Genomic DNA, 23,940 nt, shown 5'->3' with positions numbered 1-23,940 from the left:
CGTGCTCAACAGCGCCTCTATTATACGGGCAGTCGTTTCGCTCGCCATCGTCGTTGTCTCCGTCGTACTACACGAGGTGGCCCATGCCTGGGCCGCGTACAGGCTCGGCGACGATACGGCCAAGCGCGCGGGCAGGATCTCCCTCAATCCCGCTCGCCATCTGGATCCCTTCGGTTCCGTCGTCCTCCCGCTGCTCATGTCTCTCGTGGGCGGCCCCGTCTTCGCGTTCGCCATTCCGGTCCCGTACAACCCGAACAACCTTCGTAAGCCCAAGCGCGACGAGGTCTTTGTTGCGCTTGCCGGTCCCGCCTGCAACTTCATCCAGGCCGTCGTGGGTTCGCTGGCCTTCAGGGCGCTTGACGCCGCGTGGACGGGCGACCTCCTTGGCTACCAGCTGCTCTCGGTCGTGGCCTCCTACGTCTACATCAACCTGACGCTCATGTTCTTCAACCTCATCCCGCTTCCGCCTCTCGACGGCTCCTCGATCATCTCTCCGCTGCTCGACGGCGAGGCTCGGCGCACCTACTACCGCGTTCAGCGCTACTCCATGCCGATCCTCCTCGTCGCGCTGTATGTGCTGCCGTCCGTACTGGGCTTCGACCCTGTTGGCCAGCTGCTCTACTGCACCGCCGGCAGCGCGTATTCCTTCCTGATGGGGGCATAGGTGTCATACAAGGTAAAGACGAAGGCGTTTACCGGGCCGTTCGACCTTCTGCTCCAGCTCGTCAGCCGCCAGAAGGTCGCCATCGGCTCCATATCGATCGCAGAGGTGGCCGACCAGTACCTCGCCGAGGTCCAGAACATGGGCGAGCTCGACCTCGAGGTCGCCAGCGACTTCGTGCTGGTGGCGTCAACGCTGCTCGAGATGAAGGCGTCCTCGCTCGTCCCCACGCACGACGTCGGGTCCTCGCGCGTCGTCGACGAGGACGATGAGGACGACGACCTTTCCGACCTCTCGTCCGATGAGGCTCGCGAGGTGCTCATCGCCCGCCTCATCGCCTACAAGCAGTTCCGCAACGCGGCGGCCGCGCTCGGCAGTCGCATGGAGGCCGAGGGGCGCATGGAGCCTCGCACCGCGGGCCCCGACCCGGACTTCCTGGGCCTCATGCCCGACTACCTCGAGGGAATCACGCTGCGCTCGCTTGCCGTCATCTGCGCCGACCTCGACAGCCGTCGCGAGAGCTTCCTCCTCGAGGCCGAGCACGTTGCGCCCAGGCGCCTTCCCATTGCGCTCACTGTCGCCTCGGTCGACCGCGTCACGCGCAACCACCCGCTCGTGAGCTTCACCGAGCTTCTGGACGGCGACCTCAAGCCCGAGACCGTAGTCGCGACGTTTCTGGCCATCCTCGAGCTCAGCAAGCGCGGTTCGGTCACGCTGAGCCAGGCCGAGACCTTCGGCGAGATTGACATTGCCCGCGTCGAGGGGGCGCCTCCCTTCGAGCTTGATAAATCCGACCTAACCAGCATAGAGGAGGATCTCTAGTGCTTGACCTCGATCACATTGACGGCGAGTCGCTCAAGAGCGTGCTCGAATCCCTTCTCCTCGTCTCTTCCGACGCCGTTCCGGCAACCGACTTCGCGAAGGTCCTGGGCGTGGCACCCGGAGAGGTGGCGGCTGCGCTCGCCGACCTCTCCGCTGAGTACGAGAGCGCAAACCGTGGCTTCCAGCTGCGCGAGGTCGCCGGCGGCTGGAGGCTCTTCACGCACCCCGCCAACCACGAGGCGGTCGAGAAGTACGTTCTCTCCTGGGACACCCGCCACCTCTCGCAGGCGGCCCTCGAGGCGCTCGCGGTCATCGCGTACCACCAGCCGGTGACGCGCGAAGGCGTGAGGGCCGTCCGGGGCGTCAACTCCGACGGTGTCATTGCGTCGCTGCGCGACAAGGGACTGGTTCGCGAGGTGGGACACGAGGGCGATCGCAGCCGCGCCATCCTGTATGGCACCACCCAGCGCTTCCTCGAGACCTTTGGCCTTAAGAGCCTGCGCGAGCTTCCGCCGCTCGAGGACTTTGCCCCCGACGAGGAGTCAAAGCGGTTCATCCGCGAGCGCCTCTCGGGCAGTGCCATCTCCTCGACGCTTGAGGAGGCCTCAGCTGACATCGATGATGAGCGCGAGCTCTTGGGTGAGGGCTACGATGACGATTCCTCGGACTCCGACGACGCCGACGCGAGCGAAGGCATCGCGTCGCCCGAGGCGCAGGCGGCGTCCGAAGGGGGCGGGGAGTAGCGTGTATAAGCAGGAAATCTCGTACACCATGCGCCTCCAGAAGTTCCTGGCGCGTGCTGGCGTCGCGAGCCGCAGGGGTTCCGAGAACCTCATGACGGCCGGGCGCGTCGCCGTCAACGGAGTCGTGGTGACCGAGCTTGGCACCAAGGTCGATCCCGCCGTCGACGTTGTGACCGTCGACGGCGTCGTTCACACGCTCGCCGAGGACCACGCCTACCTCGTGCTGTACAAGCCCGGCGGATACATCACCACGATGAGCGATCCCCAGGGCAGGCCCTGTGTTGCGAGCCTGGTCCCGACGGACCGCTATCCGGGGCTGTTCCCGGTTGGCAGGCTCGACGGCGACACGACGGGGCTGCTCTTCTTCACTACCAACGGTGAGCTCGGCAACCAGATGCTCCACCCGTCGCATCACGTCTGGAAGCGCTATGTCGCGCTGGTAAAGGGAATGCCAACCCCCAACCAGCTCCGTCGCCTTCGTGAGGGCGTGCCGCTCGACGACGGCGTCTCGGCTCCCGCCGAGGCAGAATCTCTCGCCGCGGACGACCCAAGGGCCACCCCCGTCATCCCCGAGGGGCTTCCCTATGGCCACTCGGTCGTCTCGCTGCGCATCCACGAGGGCAGGAAGCACCAGGTGAAGCGCATGCTCAAACAGGTGGGTCACGAGGTCGTGAGGCTTCATCGCGACCAGTTTGGACCCCTTGAACTCGCGGGACTGCTTCCGGGGGAGTGGCGCCCGCTCAGCGAGCGCGAACGGCAGGAAATACTTGAGATCGCTCGCTCGGGCAAGGCGCCTGGTGCCCGAGCGCGGGCAAAGGAGGACCATCTTGGCTAGAACAGAGCATCGCATTCTTCTCACCAGGCATCCGCAGACGCGGGCTAACAAGGCTCTGCAGCTGTCGGGACGCGATGACGTCGACCTGACGCCTGAGGGAGAGGAGCAGATGTACCGGGCCATCGAGGCCATCGTCGCCTGGGAACCCGACCGCATCTGGTGCTCGCCGCTTTCTCGCTGCAAGTCCATCGCCGAGGAGGCCGCCAGTCGCCTCGGCATCAAGTGCGTCGTGAAGCCGGACCTCGCCGAGATCGAGTTCGGCTCGCTCCAGGGCAAGACGGTCCTCGAGGCGCGTCAGATGGGCTATGACTTCCCCTGGAGGCTTGACGAGGACGGCCACTCCGTCGCGGCGCCGGGCGCGGAGTCGTTCGAGCACATGTACGAGCGCTGCAAGCGTCTGCTCGACGAGCTCAGGCCTCTTTCTGGTCGCACCTCGCTCGTGGCGCACGGCGCATTCACCCGCGCCTTCCTGGGGGCGGCCTTCGACACGCCGCTTCAGACGTTCTGGAACCTTGTGATCCCCAACGTCAGCTCGCAGGTCCTTACCTGCAACGGCGACACGTTCTCCCTCGCTGGCCTTGGCCTTGCCCCCGAGGAAGTTATTCGCCGCACGCAGAATCCGCAGCTCTTGGGTGCCGATAGCACCTCAACCACCAATATCTCCGGGAGTGATAGATAAGTGATAGTCGCAATTGACGGACCCGCCGGCTCCGGCAAGTCCACCGTGGCCCACGCAATCGCCGGGCGCTGCGGCCTCACCTTCCTCGACACGGGCGCGATGTATCGCTCCGTCACGCTCCTGTGCCTGCGTGCGGGCGTGGACGTGTCGGACGCCAAGGCCGTCGCGTCGGTCGAGAAGGACTGCTCCATCTTGTTTGGCAGCTCTGCCTCCGGCCAGACGGTCATCGTGAACGGCGAGGACGTTACCGACCAGATTCGCACCCCCGAGGTCGACCGCAACGTTTCCGCCGTGTCCGCCGTCCCTGCGGTTCGAGCCGCCCTCGTCGATCGCCAGCGCCAGATTGCCGGTTCGGGCGACGTGGTGGCCGAGGGTCGCGACATCGGCACCGTCGTCTTTCCCGATGCCGAGGTCAAGGTGTTTCTCACCGCTGACGCAAAGGCCCGCGCGCATCGCAGGGCCGTGCAGCGCGAGGGCGGCGATGCCGCCAGGGACGCTTCCGCCGCAGCCGACGCTGCCCAGGAGGCGCGCATACTCGAGGACCTCAGGCGTCGCGACCAACTTGACTCGACTCGCAAGGAGTCCCCGCTGCGCCCTGCCGACGACGCGGTGGTCATCGACTCGTCCGACCTCACGCTCGAGCAGGTGATCCAGCGCGTGGTAGATCTGATGGAGGCCGCTCGCGCCAAGGCATCGTCCGCTCCCAAGGCGAATCTCGCCCCCGATGGTGCCTCCAAGTCCGCTCCCAAGCCCAATCGATCCGGCTCCGGCGGTTCGAGGCACGTGTCCAAGCGCGGCGGCGCCCCCTCGGGCCGCCTGCATGCCTTCCGTGGCAACGCCTACGTGGACTACTACGACCACGCCATGCGCGAGTACCCGCTGCCCGCTCGCGCGCTGCTGGGCTTCGTCGTCTGCCTGCTCGGCCTGCTCACCAAGATTCTCTGGCCCTGGCATATTGAGGGGTCCGACGGCCTCTGGGACGGCGAGCACGGCCGCGTCATCGTCATGAACCACGTTTCGATGCTCGAGCCGATCATCGTCGTTGTCTCCGCATGGTTCCACGGTAGGCGCATACGTCCGATTTACAAGAGCGAGTTTGACAAGATCGCCCCGGCCACCTGGCTCTTCTCGCGCGTCGGCGGAATCCCCGTAGCTCGCGGCACCGCCGACCTCAAGGCAGTCCGCCGCGCACAGTGGGCCCTCGAGAGGGGAGAGGATGTCCTCATCTACCCCGAGGGCACTCGCGTCAAGTCCGACGACGAGCCAGTCACCATCCATGGTGGCTTCGCGCTCATCGCACAGATGGCCAAGGCCCCCGTCCAGCCCGTCGCCATCGTCGGCGCCCGCGACATCACCCCGCGCGGCGAGCACCTCAAGCGCCTCGGTCGCGTCTTCGTCAGGGCTGGCGAGCCCATCGAGTTCTCGTCCCTCGGCGTGAGGGGTCGCAAGCTGCAGTGCGCCCAGATGGAGCGCGTTGCCATGGAGCGCGTCTACGCCATTCGTGACGACCTGCGCCGCGAGCATCCCGGAAAGATGTAGGTGAGAAATGCCCAGAATCGTCATTGCCAGCGAGGCGGGAGCCTGCTACGGCGTCAACCGCGCACTTGAACTCGTTCGCAAGGCCGCCGCAAACGCGCGGGGTCCCATCCACACGCTGGGTCCCCTCATCCATAATCCCAAGGTCGTCGGCGAGCTCGAGGCTTCCGGCGTGAGCGTCGCCTCCGCTCCCGACCAGTACGATGGCGGCACGCTCGTGCTCCGCACGCACGGGGTGACGCCCGCCGAGGAGGAACTCGCACGCTCGAGTGCGGAAGCCGTCCTCGACGCCACCTGCCCCTTCGTCGTGCGCGCCCATCGCGCGGCCGAGACGCTTACCAACGAGGGTTACGACGTGCTTGTCTTCGGCGAGCCAGGTCACCCGGAGGTGCTCGGCACTCTCGGGCACGCGCCGGGCGCCACCGTTGTCCAGGCACCTGAGGACCTCGAAGGGCTCAGGCTCAAGAGGCGCGTGGGCCTCGTCGTCCAGACGACCCAGTCGCGCGCGCGTCTGCGCGAGCTGGTCAGCGCGCTCATAGGTCGGGTCGACGAGGTTCGCGTTATGGACACGATCTGCGAGGCGACCTCCAGACGCCAGGCCGCCGCCGCTCGACTTGCCGCAGAGGCCGACGTCATGGTCGTGGTGGGCGGGCGCGTCTCGGCAAACACGTGCCGGCTGGCCCAGATCTGCCTCGGGTCCTGCTCTCGCGTGCATCACATCGAGGACGCCGACGAACTCCAGGGATCCTGGTTCGCGGGCGCGCAGACCATCGGCGTCACCGCTGGCGCGAGCACCCCGCAGGATCAGATCGACCACGTCGTCAGGACCATAGGGGCTCTTACCGGCGGCTCCGTCGCAGAGTCGGTACCCGCGGCGGAGTCCGAGGACTAGCAGGCTACACTTAGGAAGCGAGAGGGGAGGCACATGTCGAGCGACCTCGCATACGACGGCAAGCAGAGAAGCGACTACGCCTCGACCAGGGAGCGCGCCGACGGCGCCTGGATCAAGTTTGTCGAGGACGGCAGCCCCGCCTGGGAGGCCGGGCTCGAGCCCGGCATGCGCATCGACTCGGTCAACGGTGCGAGGCTGACCGACATCATCTCCTGGCGCTGGGAGGCCTCTGACCAGATCGCCGAGCTTGAGGTGTTCGTTCCCGAGGCGCTCGGCCTCGATGAGTCGGGAGCCTTCGCCTGCACGCTCGAGCGCGATCTGGGGCAAGACTGGGGCGTCGAGTTTACCGACGTCCTCTTCGATGGCATCCGCACGTGCAGGAACGCCTGCAAGTTCTGCTTCATGCGCATGCTTCCCGAAGATGCCCGCGCGTCGCTCACGCTTCGCGACGACGACTTCCGCCTCTCCTTCCTCCAGGGCAACTTTGTCACGCTCACCAATGTCGACGACGAGGACCTGCGTCGCATCATCGAGTGTCGCATGGAGCCCATGAACGTTTCGATCCACGCAATATCCCCCGACGTCCGGCGCTCACTCATCGGCCGCAACGCGGACCGCGGGATCGAGGTGCTTGAGCGTCTCTGCGAGGCGGGCATCGAGGTCCATGGACAGATCGTGCTCTGCGCCGGCATCAACGACGGAGAAGAGCTTCGCAAAACGTTGTCCTGGGTCGAGGCCCACGACAACGTCACCTCGCTCGCCCTCGTCCCCATGGGCTACACGAAGTATTCGAAGATGTTCTCAGAGTCCTTCTCAGAGGACGTCGAGGCGTCGCGCGCCGTCGTTAGGCTCATAGAGCCGTATCAGCAACGTGCCCGCGAGCGTCTTGGCATCACGCGCTTTCAGCTTTCGGACGAGTTCTATGTCGACGCGAGGCTGCCCGTTCCGCCTGCCGAGAGCTATGACGGATACCCGCAGTTCTACGATGGCATCGGCATGCTTCGCAGCTTCCTCGACGAGGGGGCCGACATCGCGGAATCTCGTCCGGAGCTTTTGGCTGAAGCCGCGCTCCGCGTCTGCTCGGCCGAAGAAGGCGGCCGCTCCGGCGCCCTGCTCGTGTGTGGCGAGGCCGCGCTCGAAGTGACCCAGGTGTTCCTTGAGCTCTGGGAGTCTGTGGCCCGCGAGGCGGGCGTCCCCTTTGCCATCGAGGCCCAGGCCATCCGCAACGACTACTACGGCGGCGACGTCAACGTCACCGGACTCATTGTCTCCTGCGACCTTCTCGCCCAGCTTCCGCAGGACCTCTCGGGAAAGACCGTGCTGCTTCCCGAGGTCATGTTCAACTTCGACAAGATGACCCTTGACGGCGACACGCAGGCGCATGTCATGTCCGAGATCGAACGCCGCGGCGGCAGGGGAGTCGTCTCCGTGCCGTCTCCCGCCCACATCGTCGAGTCCCTCCGCCAGTCCTGAGCGCCTATCCGCACTCTTGGTGTGCACGTCGAGCGGGTGCATAGCCTAGCTGCACTGATGGTAGACTGACCAAGATGAGAATTTCTACGAAGGAGTCTTATGTCTAAGCCTGTCGTTGCCGTCGTGGGAAGGCCCAACGTGGGCAAGTCCACCTTGGTCAACCGCCTTTCGGTCAACCGCGACGCCATCGTCCACGAGTCGCGCGGTGTCACGCGCGACCGTTCCTACCATGACTGCGACTGGAACGGAAGGGAGTTCGTCCTTATTGACACCGGCGGCATCGAGTCTCTCAAGTCGAAGGACGTCTTTGCCCCTCGCATCCGCGAGCAGGCCCTCGCGGCATGCGACGAGGCCGATGTCATCGTATTCGTAGTCGATGGAACCGTCGGCGTCACCGACGAGGACGAGGAGGTCGCTCGCGTCGTCCGCAAGTCGAAGAAGCCGGTCTTCCTCGTCGTCAACAAGATCGACAACCCCGAGACCATGCTCGACGACTGGAACTACTACTCCCTGGGAGTCGGCGAGCCGCGCGCTCTCTCCGCGGGCCACGGCCACGGCACCGGCGACCTTCTGGACGACGTCGTCGCGGCGTTCCCAGACGTCGTCGAGGAGGAGCCCCTCGACGACGACGCCCTGAACATCGCCATCATTGGCCGCCCGAACGTCGGAAAGTCCTCCCTCACCAACAGGCTTGCCAAGAAGAACCGCTCCATCGTCAGTGACGTCGCCGGCACGACGCGAGACGCCGTCGACATCATGATTTCGTGGAAGGGCCAAAAGTTCCGCCTGGTCGATACTGCCGGCATGCGCAAGAAGACCCAGGTGCACGAGGATGTCGAGTACTACAGCCTCGTCCGCGGCCTTGGCGCCATGGACCGCGCGGACGTCTGCCTGCTCGTCGTGGACGCCTCCATCGGCGTCACGGAGCAGGACCAGAAGCTCGCCGGCATGGCCATCGACCGCGGCTGCGGCATCGTGATCGTCCTCAACAAATGGGACCTCATCGACACTGACGAGAAGCGCGACGCCGTCGTGAACTCGCTGGACGCCCGCATGACCTTCGCTACCTGGGCCCCCTCTGTCAATGTCTCTGCCCTCACCGGTCGCGCCACCGACAAGGTTCTGGCCGCTGCCGTGCACGCGGCACAGAACCACGCGAACCACATCAAGACCTCCCAGCTCAATCAGCTGGTCACCCAGATTCGCGAGAGCGGCCACACCATCACCCAGAAGAACCGTCGCCTCAAGGTGCACTATGCGACGCAGACCGGCGACAAGCCGCCCGTGTTCACCTTCTGGTGCAACGCCCCCGACCTCATCGATGACAACTACGAGCGCTTCCTCGAGAACCGCCTGCGCGCGACGTTTTCGCTGGAGGGCACGCCCATCAGGCTCAAGTTCCGAAGGAAGGACGACTAGGTGATCACCCCCAACGCTCTTCTCACCTTCGCGCTCTGCGCGATCGGCTGCTTCCTCGTTTGTGGCATTCCCTGTGGACTGATCATCGCCAGGGTCTCTGCGCACATTGACGTGCGTGACGTCGGCTCCGGAAACATCGGCATGACCAACGTCGCTCGCTCTGCGGGTGCCGGTGCGGCAGTGGCGACCCTGCTCTGCGATGCCGGCAAGGGCTTCCTTGCGATCATGCTGTCGCGCCTCGCCCTGGCACACTTCGCCTTTGGGGGAGATTGGGCGAGCACCCTTCCCACTGCCGAGCTCGGCTGGATGACCACGTCGCTCTACGCTCTCTGCGTGCTCGGGCACGTGTTCTCGCCCTACCTTGGCTTCCATGGCGGAAAGGGCATTTCCGTCGGTCTGGGCGCGGGCCTTGGCTTCTGCTGGAATGCCACATTGTCCATGCTCGGCGTTTTCATCGTTCTGGCCGTGCCCTCGGGATACGTTTCCCTTGGCTCGATCTTTGCGGCCCTGTCGCTTTCGTTCTTCTCCGCGGCGTTCGGTGTGAGGGGCATGGCGCTTGTCCCGCTCTGCTTGGTCTCCGCCACGGTCGTTTGGGCCCATCGCTCCAACATCAAGAAGCTCCTTGCGGGAAGCGAGCGCAAGTTCTCGGTTCGTCACAAGGATTCCTCTGAGGACGGGAGGTAGCCCATGGCCTCGGAGTTCAGGCGCGTCGCCGTTATCGGCTCGGGCAGCTGGGGAACCGCCGCCGCCGGACTTGTGGCCCGCAACAGCGACGAGGTGTGCGTGTGGGCCCGCACGGTCGCCGTCGCGGACTCGATCTGCGAGCGCCATGTGAATCCAAAGCACCTTTCGGACTACGTGCTGCCCGAAAACGTCGTCGCAACGGACTCTCTTGAGGGGGCGGCCGCCGGTGCCGACTGCATCGTCGTCGCGGTTCCCTCGGCCTTCGTTCGCGGCGTCATGCACGATCTTGCGCCCCATGCCGACCAGAGCTGCCCCGTCGTGGTTCTCACGAAGGGCGTCGAGGGCGGATCGCACAAGCTCATGACCGACGTCGTGGCCGACGAGCTGGGAAACCCCTCGCGCGTCGCGGCGCTATCTGGCCCGAACCACGCCGAGGAGATCTGGCAGGGCATGGTGTCTGCCGCCGTCGTGGCGGCAGGCGATGCTGAGCTTGCCCTGAGGCTGCAGAGCCTCTTCCACTCGAAGACCTTCCGCACGTACTGCTCGTCTGACCTCACGGGCGTCGAGGTCTGTGCTGCCGCCAAGAACGTCGTGGCCATTGCCTGTGGCGCCTGTGCCGGAAACGGCATGGGCGACAATGCCCTGGCGGTCGTGATGACGCGCGGCCTCGCTGAGATCAGCCGTATCGTCGCCGCCGTCGGCGGCGACCCGATGACCTGCATGGGGCTTGCCGGCATGGGTGACCTCGTGGCGACCTGCACGAGTCCGCACTCGCGAAACCGCAGCTTCGGCGAGTTGCTCTCGCGCGGCGTGACCCTCGCCGAGTATGAGGAGCGCAGCGGGATGGTCGTCGAGGGTGCTCGCGCGGCACAGAGCATCTGGGAGCTCGCTTCCGAGCTTTCCATAGAGACGCCGCTCACAAACGCGGTTCACGCCGTCCTGTATGAGAACATTGGAGCTACCGAGGCCTTTGACCTTCTCCTCGAGCGCAGCCCGCGCCAGGAGTTCTACGGCCTTCGCTAGTCTTTGCAACGAGCCGGCCCCAGGCCGGAACAAACGAATAGAGAGAGGGATTGCACTTATGCTCAACGAAGACGTGCTCATCGCACCTTCGGTTCTTTCCGCCGACTTCACGAAGCTCGGCGCGGAGCTTGACGCCGTACGCGACGCCGACCTGGTCCACTACGACGTGATGGACGGCCACTTCGTGCCTAACCTGAGCTACGGTACGGCCATCCTGAAGCAGGTCAAGGCCGCGACCAAGCTCCCTCTCGACGTTCACCTCATGGTCTCGAACCCCGAGGTCCAGGTTCCCTGGTTCCTCGAGGCCGGTGCCGACATCATCTCGTTCCACCTTGAGGCCGCCACGCATGCGAACCGCCTGTGCGCGCAGATTCGCGAGGCCGGCGCCCAGGCAGCCGTCGCCCTCAATCCCGCCACGCCCGTGTGCCTGCTCGACTCCGTGATCGAGGACGTCGATCTGGTTCTCGTCATGACGGTGAATCCCGGCTTTGGCGGCCAGAGCTTCATCCCCAACTCCGTCCAGAAGGTCAGGAAGCTCTCCGAGCTCTGCCGCGAGCATGGCGTGAGCCCCGCCATCGAGGTCGACGGTGGCATCGGCGTCGGCAATGCTCGGGATATTGTCGAGGCGGGAGCCAACGTGCTCGTCGCTGGCAGCTCCGTCTTCAAGCCCCAGGATCGCGCTCAGGCCATTGCCGGGCTGCGTGCCCAGGGCAGGCTCGGTCTCGAGGCGAGGCGCTAATGGATCAGAACGGCTTCGTGTACCTCGACTACGCCGCCTCCGCGCCGATGAGTGAGCCTGCGCTCGCCGCCGAGCTCGCCTACGAGGGGTCTGACATCGCCGGGGCAAACCCCAACAGCCTCCACACGCTTGGTCGCAAGGCCCAGCAGGCTCTCGAGAAGACCCGCCGCGACCTGGCTCGCTGCCTAGGCGGCGGCTTCCGTCCCTCTGACGTCGTCTACACCTCGGGCGGCACCGAGTCCAACAACATCGCGCTCTATGGCATCTCCGAGGGCGCCCGCGCCCGCGATCGCAAACGCACCAGGGTGATAATCTCGGCGATTGAGCACGACTCCGAGATCGACGTCGCCCCCAGCCTTCGCGGCCGTGGCTTCGACGTCGAGTTTGTGCGTCCCGACCGCTCGGGCCGAGTGACCGCCGAGGCCCTCGAGCCCCTGCTCGACGACCGCGTGGCACTCGTTTCGGTCATGAGCGCCAACAACGAGACCGGCGTCGTCCAGCCCGTGGCTGAGCTCTGTCGTGCCGCTCACGCTCACGGGGCGCTCTTCCACACCGACGCCGTGCAGGCGTTCGGCCGCATTCCCCTGGAGCTCGACGAAGTCGACGCGGTGAGCGCGGCGGCCCACAAGATTGGTGGCCCTGTGGGGATAGCCGTACTGGCGATGCGCGGTCGCACCCCGTTCAGGCCGCAGGGCTTCGGTGGGGGACAGGAGCAGGGGAGAAGGGCCGGCACCCAGAACGTGCGCTCTGCGCTCGCGTTCGCCGCTGCCGCCCTTGACGTGTGCGAGAACCTCTCCGAGAGGCGCGCCCTCGTCTCCGCTCGCGCCAACCGCCTCTACCAGACGCTTTGCGCCGAAGGGACGGGCATCCTTCCCACCACCTCGGCTACGATTGACGAGGGGAGACTCCCGGGCATGGTCTCGATCATGTGCCCGGGCGTCGACTCCGAGACGCTCATCCTCAAGCTCGACCGGGCGGGGTTCGAGGTCTCGGCTGGCTCGGCTTGCTCTTCTGGCTCGCTCGACCCGAGCCATGTTCTGTCGGCCATGGGCATCCCTCGAGACCAGGCGCTCGGAGCTCTCAGGATCTCGTTCGACGAACGCATTGCCGAGGACGACCTCGATCGATTCGCGCAAGCCCTTCTCGACATCGTCAGACAGCAGAACGGCCGCCTGTAGGCGTCAAGGAACACGGGTCGCCATTCGACCGCAAGGAGGAACACATGAACGAATATGAGGCGCTTCTCAGGCTCCAGAGCATAGACATCGAGCTCATGAGGTATAGCCGCCAGCTCAAGGCGATGCCCCAGCAGAAGAGGCTTGCCGCGCTGGACGCCGCGAAGAAGAAGCTCGCCGTCCAGCTCACCAAGATCGTCGGCCAGCGCAAGGACTGCGAGATCGACGTGAGCGACTCCGAGGCTGCCTACCAGCATCTTGTCGACGTGCGCGACGAGGTGAAGTCCAAGCTCAATGCCGGCGAGACGGGCTATCGCGAGATCGGCAGCATCGAGCAGCAGCTCACCTCGCTCGCCAAGAAGATGGAGAAGCTCGAGTTCACGCACGGCCAGAAGATGGAGGCGCTCGAGAAGGCCAGCAAGGCCGAGAAGAACGCACGCGACCTCGACGCCAGGCTCGATGCCGAGAGGAAGTCCCTCGAGGAGTCCTTCAAGCGTGACTCCGCAAACATCATGGCCGAGGTGCGCAAGCTCGCCACCGAGCGCAAGCAGGTTCTCGCCGACATCCAGCCTGAGACGCTTGCCACCTATGAGCGGCTCGGCAAGCGATTTGACGGCCTCTGCGTCGAGCGACTGCACGGTAACGTCCCCTCCGTCTGCCGCGTCAAGCTCCAGCCCAGCCTCTACAACGACATCAAGAAGGGCACCCCCATCGCGGAGTGCCCGTACTGCCACCGCATGCTGGTGACCGAGGAGGTCGCTCAGTAATGAGGACCTCCCTCTTCGTTTGCGGCGGCATAGCCGCCTACAAGGCCTGTGAGGTGCTTCGCGGGCTCCAAAAGTCCGGCTGCGACGTTGTCGTTGCCATGACCGACGACGCCACGCGCTTTGTCGGCCCGACCACTTTTGCCGCCCTGACGCATCATGAGGTCTATACCTCGCTCTACGACTGCGAGACGCCGATTCCTCACATCTCGCTGGCCGATGACTCCGACCTTGCGGTCGTGGTCCCCGCCACCGCGAACGTCATGGCGAAGATGGCTTCGGGAATCGCCGATGACCTGGTGAGCTCGTCGCTTCTGGCAATGCACTGCCCCGTTCTGGTGGCCCCCGCCATGAACGGGCATATGTGGGCGAACCCGGCGACGCAGGCCAATGTTGCCACGCTTCGCGCCCGCGGCATCCGCTTCGTGCAGCCAGACGAGGGTCACCTTGCCTGTGGCTATGACGGCGCGGGCAAGCTCGCCTCCGTGGATGACATCGTCTCCGCAGCGCTTGCGTTGCTGGATGTGGCTCGTCAGACGGATTCCAAGGGCGGCGTGCTTTGCGGGAGGAAGGTCGTTGTGACCGCGGGGCCCACGCACGAGGCCATCGACCCGGTTCGCTACATAGCCAACGCGAGCACTGGCAAGATGGGATACGCCATTGCCCGCGTCGCCGCCTCGCTGGGTGCCCAGGTGACGCTGGTGAGCGGCCCCACCTCCCTCGCAGCACCTGCCGGCGTCGAGCGTGTTGACGTCGTGAGTGCGGCGCAGATGCTCGAGGCGACCACTGCCGCGTTCGCAGATGCCGATGCCGCCATCTGCGCGGCGGCCGTCGCGGATTACACTCCCGCGCACCCCGCTGACTACAAGCTCAAGAAATCCCACGTGCACCTCGATAGCATCGAACTCGTCGAGACCGCAGACATCCTCGCCTCGCTTTCCGCCTTGAAGGGGTCGCGTGTTGTGGTCGGGTTTGCCGCCGAGACGAACGACCTTCTCGCTAACGCCAAGCGCAAGCTCGAGTGCAAGGGCTGTGACATGATCGTCGCAAACGACGTCTCGCGTGCCGACTCTACCTTCGGGTCGGACACCGACCGGGTGGCGTTCGTGACGCATGAGGGCGTCGAGCAAATGGAGACGCTTCCGCTTGACGATGTCGCCTCGGAGCTTCTGGGTCGTGTTTCTGCACTTATCGAGGGGGCTTCCGCTCATGCAGCACGCTAGCTTTTCGGGCGAGGACCTTGCCCTGGGCTGCCACCTTTCCACATCGAAGGGACTTGAGGCGATGGGGAGAACCGCGCTCGAGATAGGCGCGACGACCTTCGCCTTCTTCACCCGCAACCCCCGCGGGGGCAACGCCAAACCCATAGATCCCGACGACGCGGCCGCGCTTCGCGCGCTGCTGGGGCGAGAGGGCTTCGGAACGCTGGTCGCTCACGCCCCCTACACTATGAACCTCTGCTCCAGCAAGGAGGAGACCCGCGACTTCGCCCGCCGCGTCCTAAGGGAGGACCTCGAGCGCATGGAGGCACTGCCCGGCAACTACCTGAACTTCCACCCTGGCAGCCACGTGAAGCAGGGCGTCGACCGCGGGGTCGAGCTCATCGTCGATGGCATCAACCAGGCGCTTCGCCCCGGCCAGTCAACCCTCCTCCTGCTGGAGACCATGGCGGGCAAGGGCACCGAGGTCGGACGCAGCTTCGAGGAAATCAGGCGCATCATCGATGGCGTGGACCACGACGAGCTCGTGGGCGTGTGCCTCGACACCTGCCACGTGAGCGATGCCGGCTACGACATCGCCTCCGACCTTGACGGTGTGCTCGGGGAGTTCGACCGCTGCATCGGCCTTGACCGGCTCAAGGCCCTGCATCTGAACGATTCGAAGAATGCCGTGGGCGCACGCAAGGACCGTCACGAGCGCATCGGCGAGGGTTGCCTGGGAGAGCGGGCCTTCGCCCGCATCGTGAACCACCCCCTCCTGAGGGGGCTTCCCATGGTTCTAGAGACGCCCAACGATCTTGATGGCTACAAGCACGAAATCGCCCTGCTGCGCTCCCTCGCGACAGGCGAAAAGGAGTAGAGAGAGTGGGCATACTCATAGGCTGCGAGCACGTCTCGCACGAATGGCCCGGCAAGACGGTCCTCGTCGACCAGACCATCGGCATCAACGAGGGCCAGCGCATCGGCATAGTCGGCAAGAACGGTGACGGAAAGTCGACCCTTCTCGAGCTTGTCGCCAAGCGCATCCAGCCAGATTCCGGCGACGTCACCTACCGCAATGGCATCGAGGTCGGCGTCCTGGCGCAGGAGGACTCCCTTTCCGACGACGAGAGCGTCGAACACGCGGTCGTGGGAGACGTCCCAGAGTACGTGTGGGCGTCCGACCCGCGTGTGCGCTCGATCATCGACGAGCTCCTGAGCGACGTCGACTGGAGGGGGGCCGTGGGCGAGCTCTCTGGAGGCCAGCGCCGCCGCGTCGACCTTGCGCGCGTCCTCACGGGTACCTGGGACGTCCTGCTAATGGACGAGCCCACCAACCACCTGGACGTTCACGCCATCACATGGCTCGCAAACCATCTCAAGCGCCGCTGGCCCTCGGGTCATGGCGCACTTCTCGTCGTCACGCACGACCGCTGGTTCCTCGACGAGGTTTGCGAGCACATGTGGGAGGTTCACGACGGGCAGATCGACCCCTTCGAGGGCGGCTACTCGGCCTACATCCAACAGCGCGTCGAGCGTGAGCGCCAGGCGGCCGTCGCGGAGGAGAAGCGCCAGAACACCCTGCGCAAGGAGCTCAACTGGCTGGCGCATGGGGCCAAGGCTCGCAGCTCGAAGCCCAAGTTTCGCATAGACGCAGCCATGGAGCTCCTTGCGGGTGACCCGCCACTGAGGGACACCATCGAGCTCAAGCGCCTTGCGGTAAGCCGCCTGGGCAAGCAGGTGATGGAGTTCAAGAACGTCAGCGTCGGCTACCCGGGCAAGAACGTCGTTCACGACGTGAACTGGCTCATCGGCCCCGGCGACCGCTACGGCATACTCGGCGCCAACGGCGTGGGCAAGTCGACCCTGCTCAAGGCGATGACCGGCAAGCTCCTTCCGACCAAGGGCTACGTGAAGATCGGCAAATCGGTAAAGTTCGGCATCCTCTCGCAGCACCTTGACAAACTTCACGAGAAGGACGACTGGCGTGTGTCGGAGCTCATCGCGAGCTACAAAAAGTATTACATGATCGACGGGAAGATGCAGTCGGCGGAGCAGCTGCTGGAGCGACTGGGCTTCTCTCGTCGGGAGTTCCCGACCTTCATCAGGGACCTTTCGGGCGGGCAGCGCCGTCGCCTCTCGATACTGTGCGTCCTTCTCGACGAGCCCAACGTGCTTATTCTCGACGAGCCCGGCAACGACCTGGACACCGACATGCTCGCCGTCCTTGAAGACCTCCTGGACGAATGGCCCGGCACGCTCATCCTGGTGAGCCACGACCGCTATCTCATGGAGCGCGTCACGGACGACCAGTTCGCCATCATCGACGGCGAGATCCGTCACGTTCCGGGAGGTACCGACGAGTATCTCAGACTCTTGAATGAGTCCATACAAAAGAGGAATTCGACTCCGGAAACCCGCGGGTCTATGGTTGCCTCTGACGACGCGCCCGACTCAGGCGACTCCGGGGCAAAGCCGACGCTCTCGAACTCCGAGCGCCGCGAGCTCAAGAAGCGCTACGACTCGGTCACCCGTCGCATCGACAAGCTGTCGGGCAAGCCCGACCAACTGCGGGCCGAGATGTCTGCCATGGACCCCTCAGACTACGCTGGCCTCTTGGACCAGCAGAAGAAGATCGACGACGTGCTGTCCGAGATCGACGAGCTCGAGAACGAGTGGCTCGAGCTCGCGGAGAGGCTTGGTCTGGACTAGGGACGGCCCCGTTAGGAAGTGCGCGTGAGAGAGTTGCTTTCAAGGTTCGTCGCTCCGTATCGGGTGCGACTGGCACTGGGGGTCAGTGCCAAGGTCGTCGAGGTCTTCTTCGACCTCGCGACGCCCGTCATCGTTGCCCGCATGATCGACCAGGGCGTCGCGGCGCATGACTCCTCGGTCGTGCTGCGCTACGCCCTTCTCCTCATGGGCCTGGCCATCGTCGGCTACTGCTTCACGCTGGTCTGCCAGAAGATGGCGGCCCTCGTGGCGCAGGGGGTCGGCACCGACCTTCGCGATGCGCTGTACCAGAAGGCCATGTCGCTTTCGGCCGCTGACGTCGACCGCATCTCGACGCCGTCGCTCGTGACGCGGCTCACCAACGACGTGAACCAGATCCAGGTCGCCATCGCCCTGGGTATTCGCCAGCTCGTCCGCTGGCCGGTTCTGGCCGTCGGCTCGATGGTCGCCGCGCTTTGCATCGACGTGGGACTGGGTCTGGTCTTCTTCGTGTGCATCCCCGTAGTGGGGCTCGTGTTTTGGCTGGTCATGTCACGCTCCGTCCCGTACTTCCGCGTCATGCAGCAGAGGCTCGACCGGGTGTCGCTCGTGTGCCGCGAGGCGCTCTCGGGTGCGCGCGTCATCCGCGCGTTCAGGCGAGACGACGCCGAGCGCAAGCGCTTCCGCGAGGCCGCGTTTGCGCAGGCCGACACCGCCATCTCGGTCGGCAGGCTCTCTGCCGTGCTCAACCCCTCGACGCTTCTGATCATGAACCTCGGCGTCGTAGCGATTCTTTGGGCGAGCGGCCATCGCGTCTTCGAGGGCGAGCTCACGCAGGGCCAGGTCATCGCATTCGTGAACTACATGGGCCAGGCCCTTCTCTCCGTCGTATTCGTCGCGAACCTCGTCGTTGTGTTCACGCGTGGGGCCGCCTCGGCGCAGCGCGTGGGTGAGGTGCTGTCGTGCCCCGTCTCGCTCGTGTCCGGATCCGAGGAGCTCGACGCAGACGCAACCGACGCCGCCGTCCCCGCCCTGGAGCTCGCGGACGTGTCGTTCTGGTACGAGGGCGCGCGCGAGCCGGCCATCAGCGGCGTGAGCCTCTCGCTTGGCCAGGGAGAAACGCTCGGCATCATCGGCGGAACGGGCTCGGGCAAGTCAACGCTCGCTAATCTCGTGGTACGTCTGTACGACGCGGGCGCCGGGACGGTTCGCGTCTTCGGTCACGACGTCCGAACGCTCAGCTTCGGTTCGCTGCGCCGCGCGGTCGCCATCGTGCCCCAGCAGGCGAGCCTCCTTTCCGGCACCATACGCTCGAACCTCAGCTGGAGGTGCCCCGATGCCGACGAATCCGCGCTTATGGAGGCCCTCGAGCATGCCCAGGCTGCGGACTTCGTCCTCGCCAAGGAAGGTGCGCTCGACGCCCCTGTCGAGGCCGGTGGAAAGAACTTCTCGGGCGGCCAGAGGCAGAGGCTCACCATCGCCCGCGCGCTCGTCGGAAGCCCGCGCCTGCTGATACTCGACGACTCCGCCTCGGCCCTCGACCTGGCGACCGACGCGCGTCTGCGCGAGGCCCTCGGATCGCTTTCCGGCCTCAGCCGCATCGTTATCTCGCAGCGCGTCTCGTCCGTCATGGGTGCCGACGAGATACTCGTTCTGGACCATGGCCACGTCGCCGGGCTCGGCACGCATAGGGAGCTCTATAGCAGCTGCGATCTCTACCGTGAGATCTGCCTGTCGCAGCTCTCCGAAGGGGAGGTGGCCTAGATGCCCAATCCCTACACCGGCGGCGGCAGCGCCTCCGCTGCCATGGCTACCGTACGTGGCGGCTCGGGCAAGGGACCTCGCGGCAGCGCCTCGCCTGAGCTCGAGGCGAGCTCCTACTCCGTCGGACAGGTCCTTCTCCGCATGCTCTCGTTCGTCCGTCCGCACATCGTCTCGCTCTCCATATCGTTCGCGGCGGCGACCGTCTCGGTCGTGCTGCAGCTTTACGTCCCCATCCTTACCGGCCGTGCCATCGACTGCCTGGTGGCGCCCGGCAGCGTCGGTTTTGCCGCCCTCGCGTTGACCCTCCAGCGGCTCGCGCTCACCGTCGCTCTCGCGGCCGCCCTTCAGTGGGCGGCGGGCTACTGCACCAACCGCCTGAGCTACGAGACGGTGCGCGACCTCAGGACCTGCGCCTTCTCTAAGTTCGAGCGTCTTCCGCTGTCGTTCGTCGACTCTCATGCGCACGGCGATCTGCTCTCGCGTGTCGTGAACGATGTCGACCAGCTGGGAGACGGCCTCCTGCAGGGCTTCAACCAGCTCTTCAACGGCATCGTCGCCATCGTCGTGACGCTCGCGTTCATGCTGTCCATCTCGTTGCCCGTCGCGGCCCTCGTGATCGTGCTCACGCCGCTTTCGGTCGGTGCGGCCGCCCTGATCGCGCGCCTCTCGGCCAAGTCCTTCGCGCGGCAGCAGGCCATCCAGGGCGAGCTCGGCGGCTTCGCGGAGGAGACCATCACCAACCAGAAGCTCGTGAGCGCCTTCGCCCGCTCCACTTCGGAGTGCGAGCGCTTCTCCCAGATAAACCAGCGCCTATACGCAAGAGGTGAGCGCGCTCAGTTCGTGAGCTCACTCACCAACCCCTCGACGCGCCTAGTGAACAACGTCATCTACGCTGCCGTCGCGCTCTTGGGCTTCACCTGCGTCATCAGCTCCTGGCCGTCCGCGCTCACGGTGGGCCAGGTCCAAAGCTTCCTGAGCTACGCCAACCAGTACATGAAGCCCTTCAACGAGATCTCGTCGGTCGTGACGCAGGTCCAGACGGCCTTCGCCTCCGCCCGAAGGGTCCTCGCGCTGCTGGACGCAGAGGACGAGAAGGACGTCCTCCGCGCGCCCGAGACGCCCCCTGCGGATGCGGCCTCCGCCTGCCCCGAGCGCTTCGAGGGACGCATCGACTTCGAGAGCGTGTCCTTCTCGTACGCACCCGACCATCCGCTCATCACAGGCCTCAGCCTGCACATCCCGGCTGGCAAGCGCTTCGCGCTTGTCGGTCCCACGGGCTGCGGCAAGACCACGCTCATAAATCTCCTGCTGCGCTTCTACGAGCTCGATGCGGGCCGGATCCTGCTTGACGGGCGAGACACCGCCACCATGACCAAGGAAACGCTGCGCTCGGCCTTTGGCATGGTGCTTCAGGAGAGCTGGCTCTTCGAGGGCACCGTCGCCCAGAACATCTCGTACGGCCGCCCCGGCGCCACGCGCCAGCAGATCGAGCAGGCGGCCCGCCGCGCCCACGCGCACAAGTTCATCATGCAGCTCCCCCAGGGCTACGACACTGTCGTGGGGGAGGATGGTGGAAGCCTATCGCAGGGTCAGAGGCAGCTTCTCTGCATCGCCCGCGTCATGCTGACCGATCCGGCGGTGCTGCTGCTCGACGAGGCCACGAGCTCCATCGACACGCGCACCGAGCTGCAGGTTCAGGATGCGTTCGACCGCATGATGGAGGGTCGCACCTCCCTGGTCGTCGCCCACAGGCTCTCGACCATCAAGGGTGCTGACTGCATCCTGGCCATGCGCGACGGACGGCTGATCGAAAGCGGCACGCACGAGGAGCTCCTAGCGAGGGGCGGCTTCTACGCGAAGCTGTACCGAAGCCAGTTCGCCAGCTAGTGACCTTGGCGCCTCGCGCCAGGCGCGCACCTACGCCCGCATCCGGGCCATCCGCCGCCCCTGGGACCGCCGCCTCGGTGCGGCTCGCTATGATGGTCTTACGTGCGACAGTCACGCTATCGCTGGGCGGCCCGCCACGGAGGTGCCATGGAGGACATCATTTGGGACTGCGTCATTGTTGGCGCCGGGGCAAGCGGCTGCGCCGCCGCGCGCGAGCTCTCCCGAACGGACGGGCGCTATCTGGTGCTAGAGGCGGCCGACGACGTCGGCTGCGGCACCTCCAAGGCCAACAGCGCCATCGTCCACGCTGGGTTCGACGCCCATCCCGGGACCCTCATGGCCCGTCTCAACGTCGAGGGAAACGCCCTCTTCCCAGGGCTCGCCCAAGAGCTCGACTTCGCCTTCATGCCCGTAGGCTCTCTCGTCGTGTGCACGTGCGAGGACCAGCGTCCCGCCCTCGAGGCGCTTTTGGAGCGCGGCCGCTCAAACGGCGTGCCCGGCCTTCGCGTGGTCGAGAAGGACGAGCTCCGTCGCATGGAACCCAACGTGTCCGATGCCGCCACGTGCGCCCTGTGGGCGCCCACGGCCGGCATCTGCGACCCCTTTGGGCTCGTCATCGCGCTCTTCGAAAACGCCCGCCAAAACGGCGTCGGCTTCTCCTTCGGGTCGCGCGTTGAGTCCGTCGAGCGGGAGGGAGGGCTCTGGCTGGTCCACGCCGGCGGAGGCGTCGTGCGCTCCCGCTGCGTCGTGAACGCCGCCGGCATCTACGCCGACCAGATCCACAACATGGTGAGCCCCCACCGAATGGCAATCGTGCCTCGGCGCGGGGAGTACGAACTTCTCGACACCTCTGCCGGTAGTCACGTGCGCCACACGGTCTTCACGCTTCCCACCAAGATGGGCAAGGGCGTGCTCGTCACGCCCACCGTCCACGGCAACCTGCTGGTCGGACCAACCGCGGACGACGTCGACGACCGCGAAGGCACCCAGACCACCGCCGCGGGCCTTGGAGCCGTAAGGTGCAGGAGCGCTCTCGGGGTGCGGGACATCCCGTTTCGCGAAGTCATCGCGTCCTTCTCGGGCCTGCGCGCCCACCGTCCGGAGCATGACTTCGCAATCGGCGAGCTGCCCGAGGCCCCGGGCTTCGTGGACTGCGCGGGCATCGAGAGCCCGGGCCTCACGGCGTGTCCCGCAATCGGCCGCATGGTCGCGTCCGAGGTGCTCCGGGCCCTCGCGCGCATGGGGCGGGCCCGCGGGCCCCGCCCGGACTTTCAGCCTCGCAGGCGAGGCTACGTCAACCTAAACTGCATCTCGCCGGAGGAATGGAACGAGCTCATCGCGCGCGACCCAAGCTACGGCAACATCGTTTGTCGCTGCTGCCTCGTGAGCGAGGGGCAGATTCGCGAAGCGTGCCGACGCGGCGCCCGCTCGGTCGATGCGGTCAAGCGCCGCACCGGGGCAACCATGGGACGCTGCCAGGGCGGCTTCTGCTGCCCGCGCATCATGCAGATCATCTCGCAGGAGCACCCCGACATCCCCTTTGCGATGGTCACCAAAAAGGGCGGGGCCTCCCGCTACCTAGCCGGCAACACCAAGGAGGTTGCACCCCATGGCTAGCTCGAGCGAACCGATGGTGAGTCGCTCCGTCGACGTGCTCGTCGTTGGTGGAGGCTCTGCGGGCCTCGCTGCCGCCATCTCGGCGCGGAAGCGGGGCGCGCGCTCCGTCCTTATCCTCGAGCGAGACGGGCGCCTGGGCGGGATACTCAACCAATGCGTCCACAACGGATTCGGCCTACACACCTTCAACGAGGAGCTCACCGGACCTGAGTACGCCGCGCGCTACGTCGAGCGCGCCCGGGAGCTCAAGGTGGAGTACCTCCTCAACACGACGGTGCTCTCCCTGTCCGCGGACAGGGAGGTGGTGGCCGTAAACGCCCGAGACGGCGTCTTCCGCGTCGCGGCGGGATCCATCGTGCTGGCAATGGGCTGCCGCGAGCGCCCGCGTGGTGCGCTCGACATCCCCGGCACGCGGCCTGCCGGCGTCTATACCGCGGGCACCGCGCAGCGCCTGGTCAACGTGGACGGATTCCTCCCCGGGCGCGAGGTGGTCATCCTCGGTTCGGGCGACATCGGCCTAATAATGGCGCGCCGATTGACCCTCGAGGGTGCTCATGTCAGCTGTGTGTGCGAGATCATGCCCTACTCGGGCGGACTCAAGCGAAACATCGTCCAGTGCCTCGAGGACTTCGGCATTCCACTCCTCCTCTCGCATACGGTCGTCAACATCGAGGGCGCGGAGCGCGTCCAGGCGGTCACCATAGCGCAGGTAGATGAGGACTTGCGTCCCATTGCGGGTACGGAGCGCCGCGTGCCGTGCGACACGCTGCTGCTCTCGGTGGGCCTCCTTCCCGAAAACGAACTTGCCCAGCAGGCGGGAATCGACATCAATCCGACCACCCACGGCGCCCGCGTCAACGAGAGCCTCGAGACCTCCGCGCCCGGCATCTTCGCCTGCGGAAACGTCTTGCACGTGCATGATTTGGTCGACTACGTGAGTGAGGAGTCGGCACACGCCGGCTCCTGCGCCGCTCGCTTTGCCCTACGTGCGGCCATCGAGAAGGACGCTCCCTCCGCGCCGACGGCCCCCATGTCGGGCGAAGGGTCGTTTCCGGTTGAGTGCGCGCGGGGCGTCCGTTGCGCCGTTCCGTCGTTCGTGAGGCCATCTGCGGTCGAAGACGCTCTCACGCTGCGCTTTCGTGTCGACGCGGTCTACCGGGACGTTTGCGTCAGCGTCTACGTCGGCGGCCGCCGTGTCTCCCATCGCCGCCACGTGGCGCTCGTGCCGGCCGAGATGCTGACCGTACGGCTTCGCGCCAGTTGCCTCGAGGGACTCTCGGGTGACGACGTCATCACGATTGCGCTGGAAGAGGGCTGAC

At 65.7% G+C, this 23,940-nt stretch carries 21 protein-coding genes; all 21 read left to right on the top strand.

The window, feature by feature from the left end; genetic code table 11:
• The first annotated feature begins 1 nt into the window (after nt 1).
• The gene (locus B5D13_RS07395) at nt 2–664 is read left to right on the top strand and encodes a site-2 protease family protein (protein ID WP_078687681.1); all 663 of its coding nucleotides are present in this window, start codon (nt 2–4) and stop codon (nt 662–664) included.
• Nucleotides 665–1,483 carry a segregation and condensation protein A gene (locus tag B5D13_RS07390; RefSeq protein WP_078687680.1) on the top strand — a complete coding sequence of 273 codons (819 nt, stop codon included), beginning with the start codon at nt 665–667 and terminating at the stop codon, nt 1,481–1,483.
• The gene (scpB, locus tag B5D13_RS07385; protein ID WP_078687679.1) at nt 1,483–2,226 is read left to right on the top strand and encodes an SMC-Scp complex subunit ScpB; all 744 of its coding nucleotides are present in this window, start codon (nt 1,483–1,485) and stop codon (nt 2,224–2,226) included. Before B5D13_RS07390 ends, scpB begins: the two co-directional genes overlap by 1 nt.
• Before the next feature lies 1 nt (nt 2,227).
• Entirely contained in the window at nt 2,228–3,061 is an 834-nt protein-coding gene (locus tag B5D13_RS07380; protein ID WP_369821285.1) for a pseudouridine synthase, read from the top strand.
• Complete coding sequence (locus B5D13_RS07375; RefSeq protein ID WP_159444004.1) at nt 3,054–3,740, top strand: histidine phosphatase family protein; 687 nt, start codon at nt 3,054–3,056, stop codon at nt 3,738–3,740. The genes B5D13_RS07380 and B5D13_RS07375 overlap by 8 nt, the downstream gene beginning before the upstream one ends.
• Nucleotides 3,741–5,279, top strand: a complete 1,539-nt coding sequence (gene cmk / locus B5D13_RS07370) for a (d)CMP kinase (protein WP_078687677.1) — start codon at nt 3,741–3,743, stop codon at nt 5,277–5,279.
• A gap of 7 nt (nt 5,280–5,286) precedes the next feature.
• Nucleotides 5,287–6,168: a 4-hydroxy-3-methylbut-2-enyl diphosphate reductase gene (gene ispH / locus B5D13_RS07365; RefSeq protein WP_078687676.1), complete on the top strand. Its 882-nt coding sequence runs from the start codon at nt 5,287–5,289 to the stop codon at nt 6,166–6,168.
• Between the two features lie 33 nt (nt 6,169–6,201).
• Nucleotides 6,202–7,641, top strand: a complete 1,440-nt coding sequence (locus B5D13_RS07360) for a DUF512 domain-containing protein (RefSeq protein WP_078687675.1) — start codon at nt 6,202–6,204, stop codon at nt 7,639–7,641.
• A gap of 99 nt (nt 7,642–7,740) precedes the next feature.
• A complete protein-coding gene (der, locus tag B5D13_RS07355; protein ID WP_078687674.1) occupies nt 7,741–9,060 on the top strand; it encodes a ribosome biogenesis GTPase Der in 1,320 nt (439 codons plus the stop codon).
• The gene (gene plsY / locus B5D13_RS07350) at nt 9,061–9,744 is read left to right on the top strand and encodes a glycerol-3-phosphate 1-O-acyltransferase PlsY (protein ID WP_234970792.1); all 684 of its coding nucleotides are present in this window, start codon (nt 9,061–9,063) and stop codon (nt 9,742–9,744) included. It begins immediately after the preceding gene.
• A 3-nt stretch (nt 9,745–9,747) separates the two neighbouring features.
• Nucleotides 9,748–10,767 carry an NAD(P)H-dependent glycerol-3-phosphate dehydrogenase gene (locus B5D13_RS07345; protein WP_078687673.1) on the top strand — a complete coding sequence of 340 codons (1,020 nt, stop codon included), beginning with the start codon at nt 9,748–9,750 and terminating at the stop codon, nt 10,765–10,767.
• A 58-nt stretch (nt 10,768–10,825) separates the two neighbouring features.
• Complete coding sequence (rpe, locus tag B5D13_RS07340) at nt 10,826–11,506, top strand: ribulose-phosphate 3-epimerase (RefSeq protein ID WP_078687672.1); 681 nt, start codon at nt 10,826–10,828, stop codon at nt 11,504–11,506.
• Nucleotides 11,506–12,684: a cysteine desulfurase family protein gene (locus B5D13_RS07335; protein ID WP_078687671.1), complete on the top strand. Its 1,179-nt coding sequence runs from the start codon at nt 11,506–11,508 to the stop codon at nt 12,682–12,684. The genes rpe and B5D13_RS07335 overlap by 1 nt, the downstream gene beginning before the upstream one ends.
• 44 nt (nt 12,685–12,728) lie before the next feature.
• Nucleotides 12,729–13,448: a zinc ribbon domain-containing protein gene (locus B5D13_RS07330; RefSeq protein ID WP_078687670.1), complete on the top strand. Its 720-nt coding sequence runs from the start codon at nt 12,729–12,731 to the stop codon at nt 13,446–13,448.
• Entirely contained in the window at nt 13,448–14,668 is a 1,221-nt protein-coding gene (coaBC, locus tag B5D13_RS07325; RefSeq protein ID WP_078687669.1) for a bifunctional phosphopantothenoylcysteine decarboxylase/phosphopantothenate--cysteine ligase CoaBC, read from the top strand. The genes B5D13_RS07330 and coaBC overlap by 1 nt, the downstream gene beginning before the upstream one ends.
• The gene (locus tag B5D13_RS07320; RefSeq protein WP_078687668.1) at nt 14,655–15,524 is read left to right on the top strand and encodes a deoxyribonuclease IV; all 870 of its coding nucleotides are present in this window, start codon (nt 14,655–14,657) and stop codon (nt 15,522–15,524) included. Before coaBC ends, B5D13_RS07320 begins: the two co-directional genes overlap by 14 nt.
• A gap of 5 nt (nt 15,525–15,529) precedes the next feature.
• A complete protein-coding gene (locus B5D13_RS07315; RefSeq protein WP_078687667.1) occupies nt 15,530–17,356 on the top strand; it encodes an ABC-F family ATP-binding cassette domain-containing protein in 1,827 nt (608 codons plus the stop codon).
• 24 nt (nt 17,357–17,380) lie between these two features.
• A complete protein-coding gene (locus B5D13_RS07310) occupies nt 17,381–19,117 on the top strand; it encodes an ABC transporter ATP-binding protein (protein ID WP_078687666.1) in 1,737 nt (578 codons plus the stop codon).
• Nucleotides 19,118–21,004: an ABC transporter ATP-binding protein gene (locus B5D13_RS07305; RefSeq protein WP_078687665.1), complete on the top strand. Its 1,887-nt coding sequence runs from the start codon at nt 19,118–19,120 to the stop codon at nt 21,002–21,004.
• 147 nt (nt 21,005–21,151) lie between these two features.
• Nucleotides 21,152–22,621 (top strand): NAD(P)/FAD-dependent oxidoreductase, encoded by a 1,470-nt coding sequence (locus B5D13_RS07300; protein WP_200802625.1) that lies wholly within the window; start codon nt 21,152–21,154, stop codon nt 22,619–22,621.
• Complete coding sequence (locus B5D13_RS07295) at nt 22,614–23,939, top strand: NAD(P)/FAD-dependent oxidoreductase (protein ID WP_078687664.1); 1,326 nt, start codon at nt 22,614–22,616, stop codon at nt 23,937–23,939. The genes B5D13_RS07300 and B5D13_RS07295 overlap by 8 nt, the downstream gene beginning before the upstream one ends.
• Nucleotide 23,940: the final 1 nt, after the last annotated feature.

Source organism: Olsenella sp. KH1P3 (assembly GCF_900167315.1).
Taxonomy (GTDB): Bacteria; Actinomycetota; Coriobacteriia; order Coriobacteriales; family Atopobiaceae; genus Olsenella_J; species Olsenella_J umbonata_A.
The sequence above is the reverse complement of the archived record's forward strand: the minus strand, read 5'-3'. Positions and strand labels throughout refer to the sequence as shown.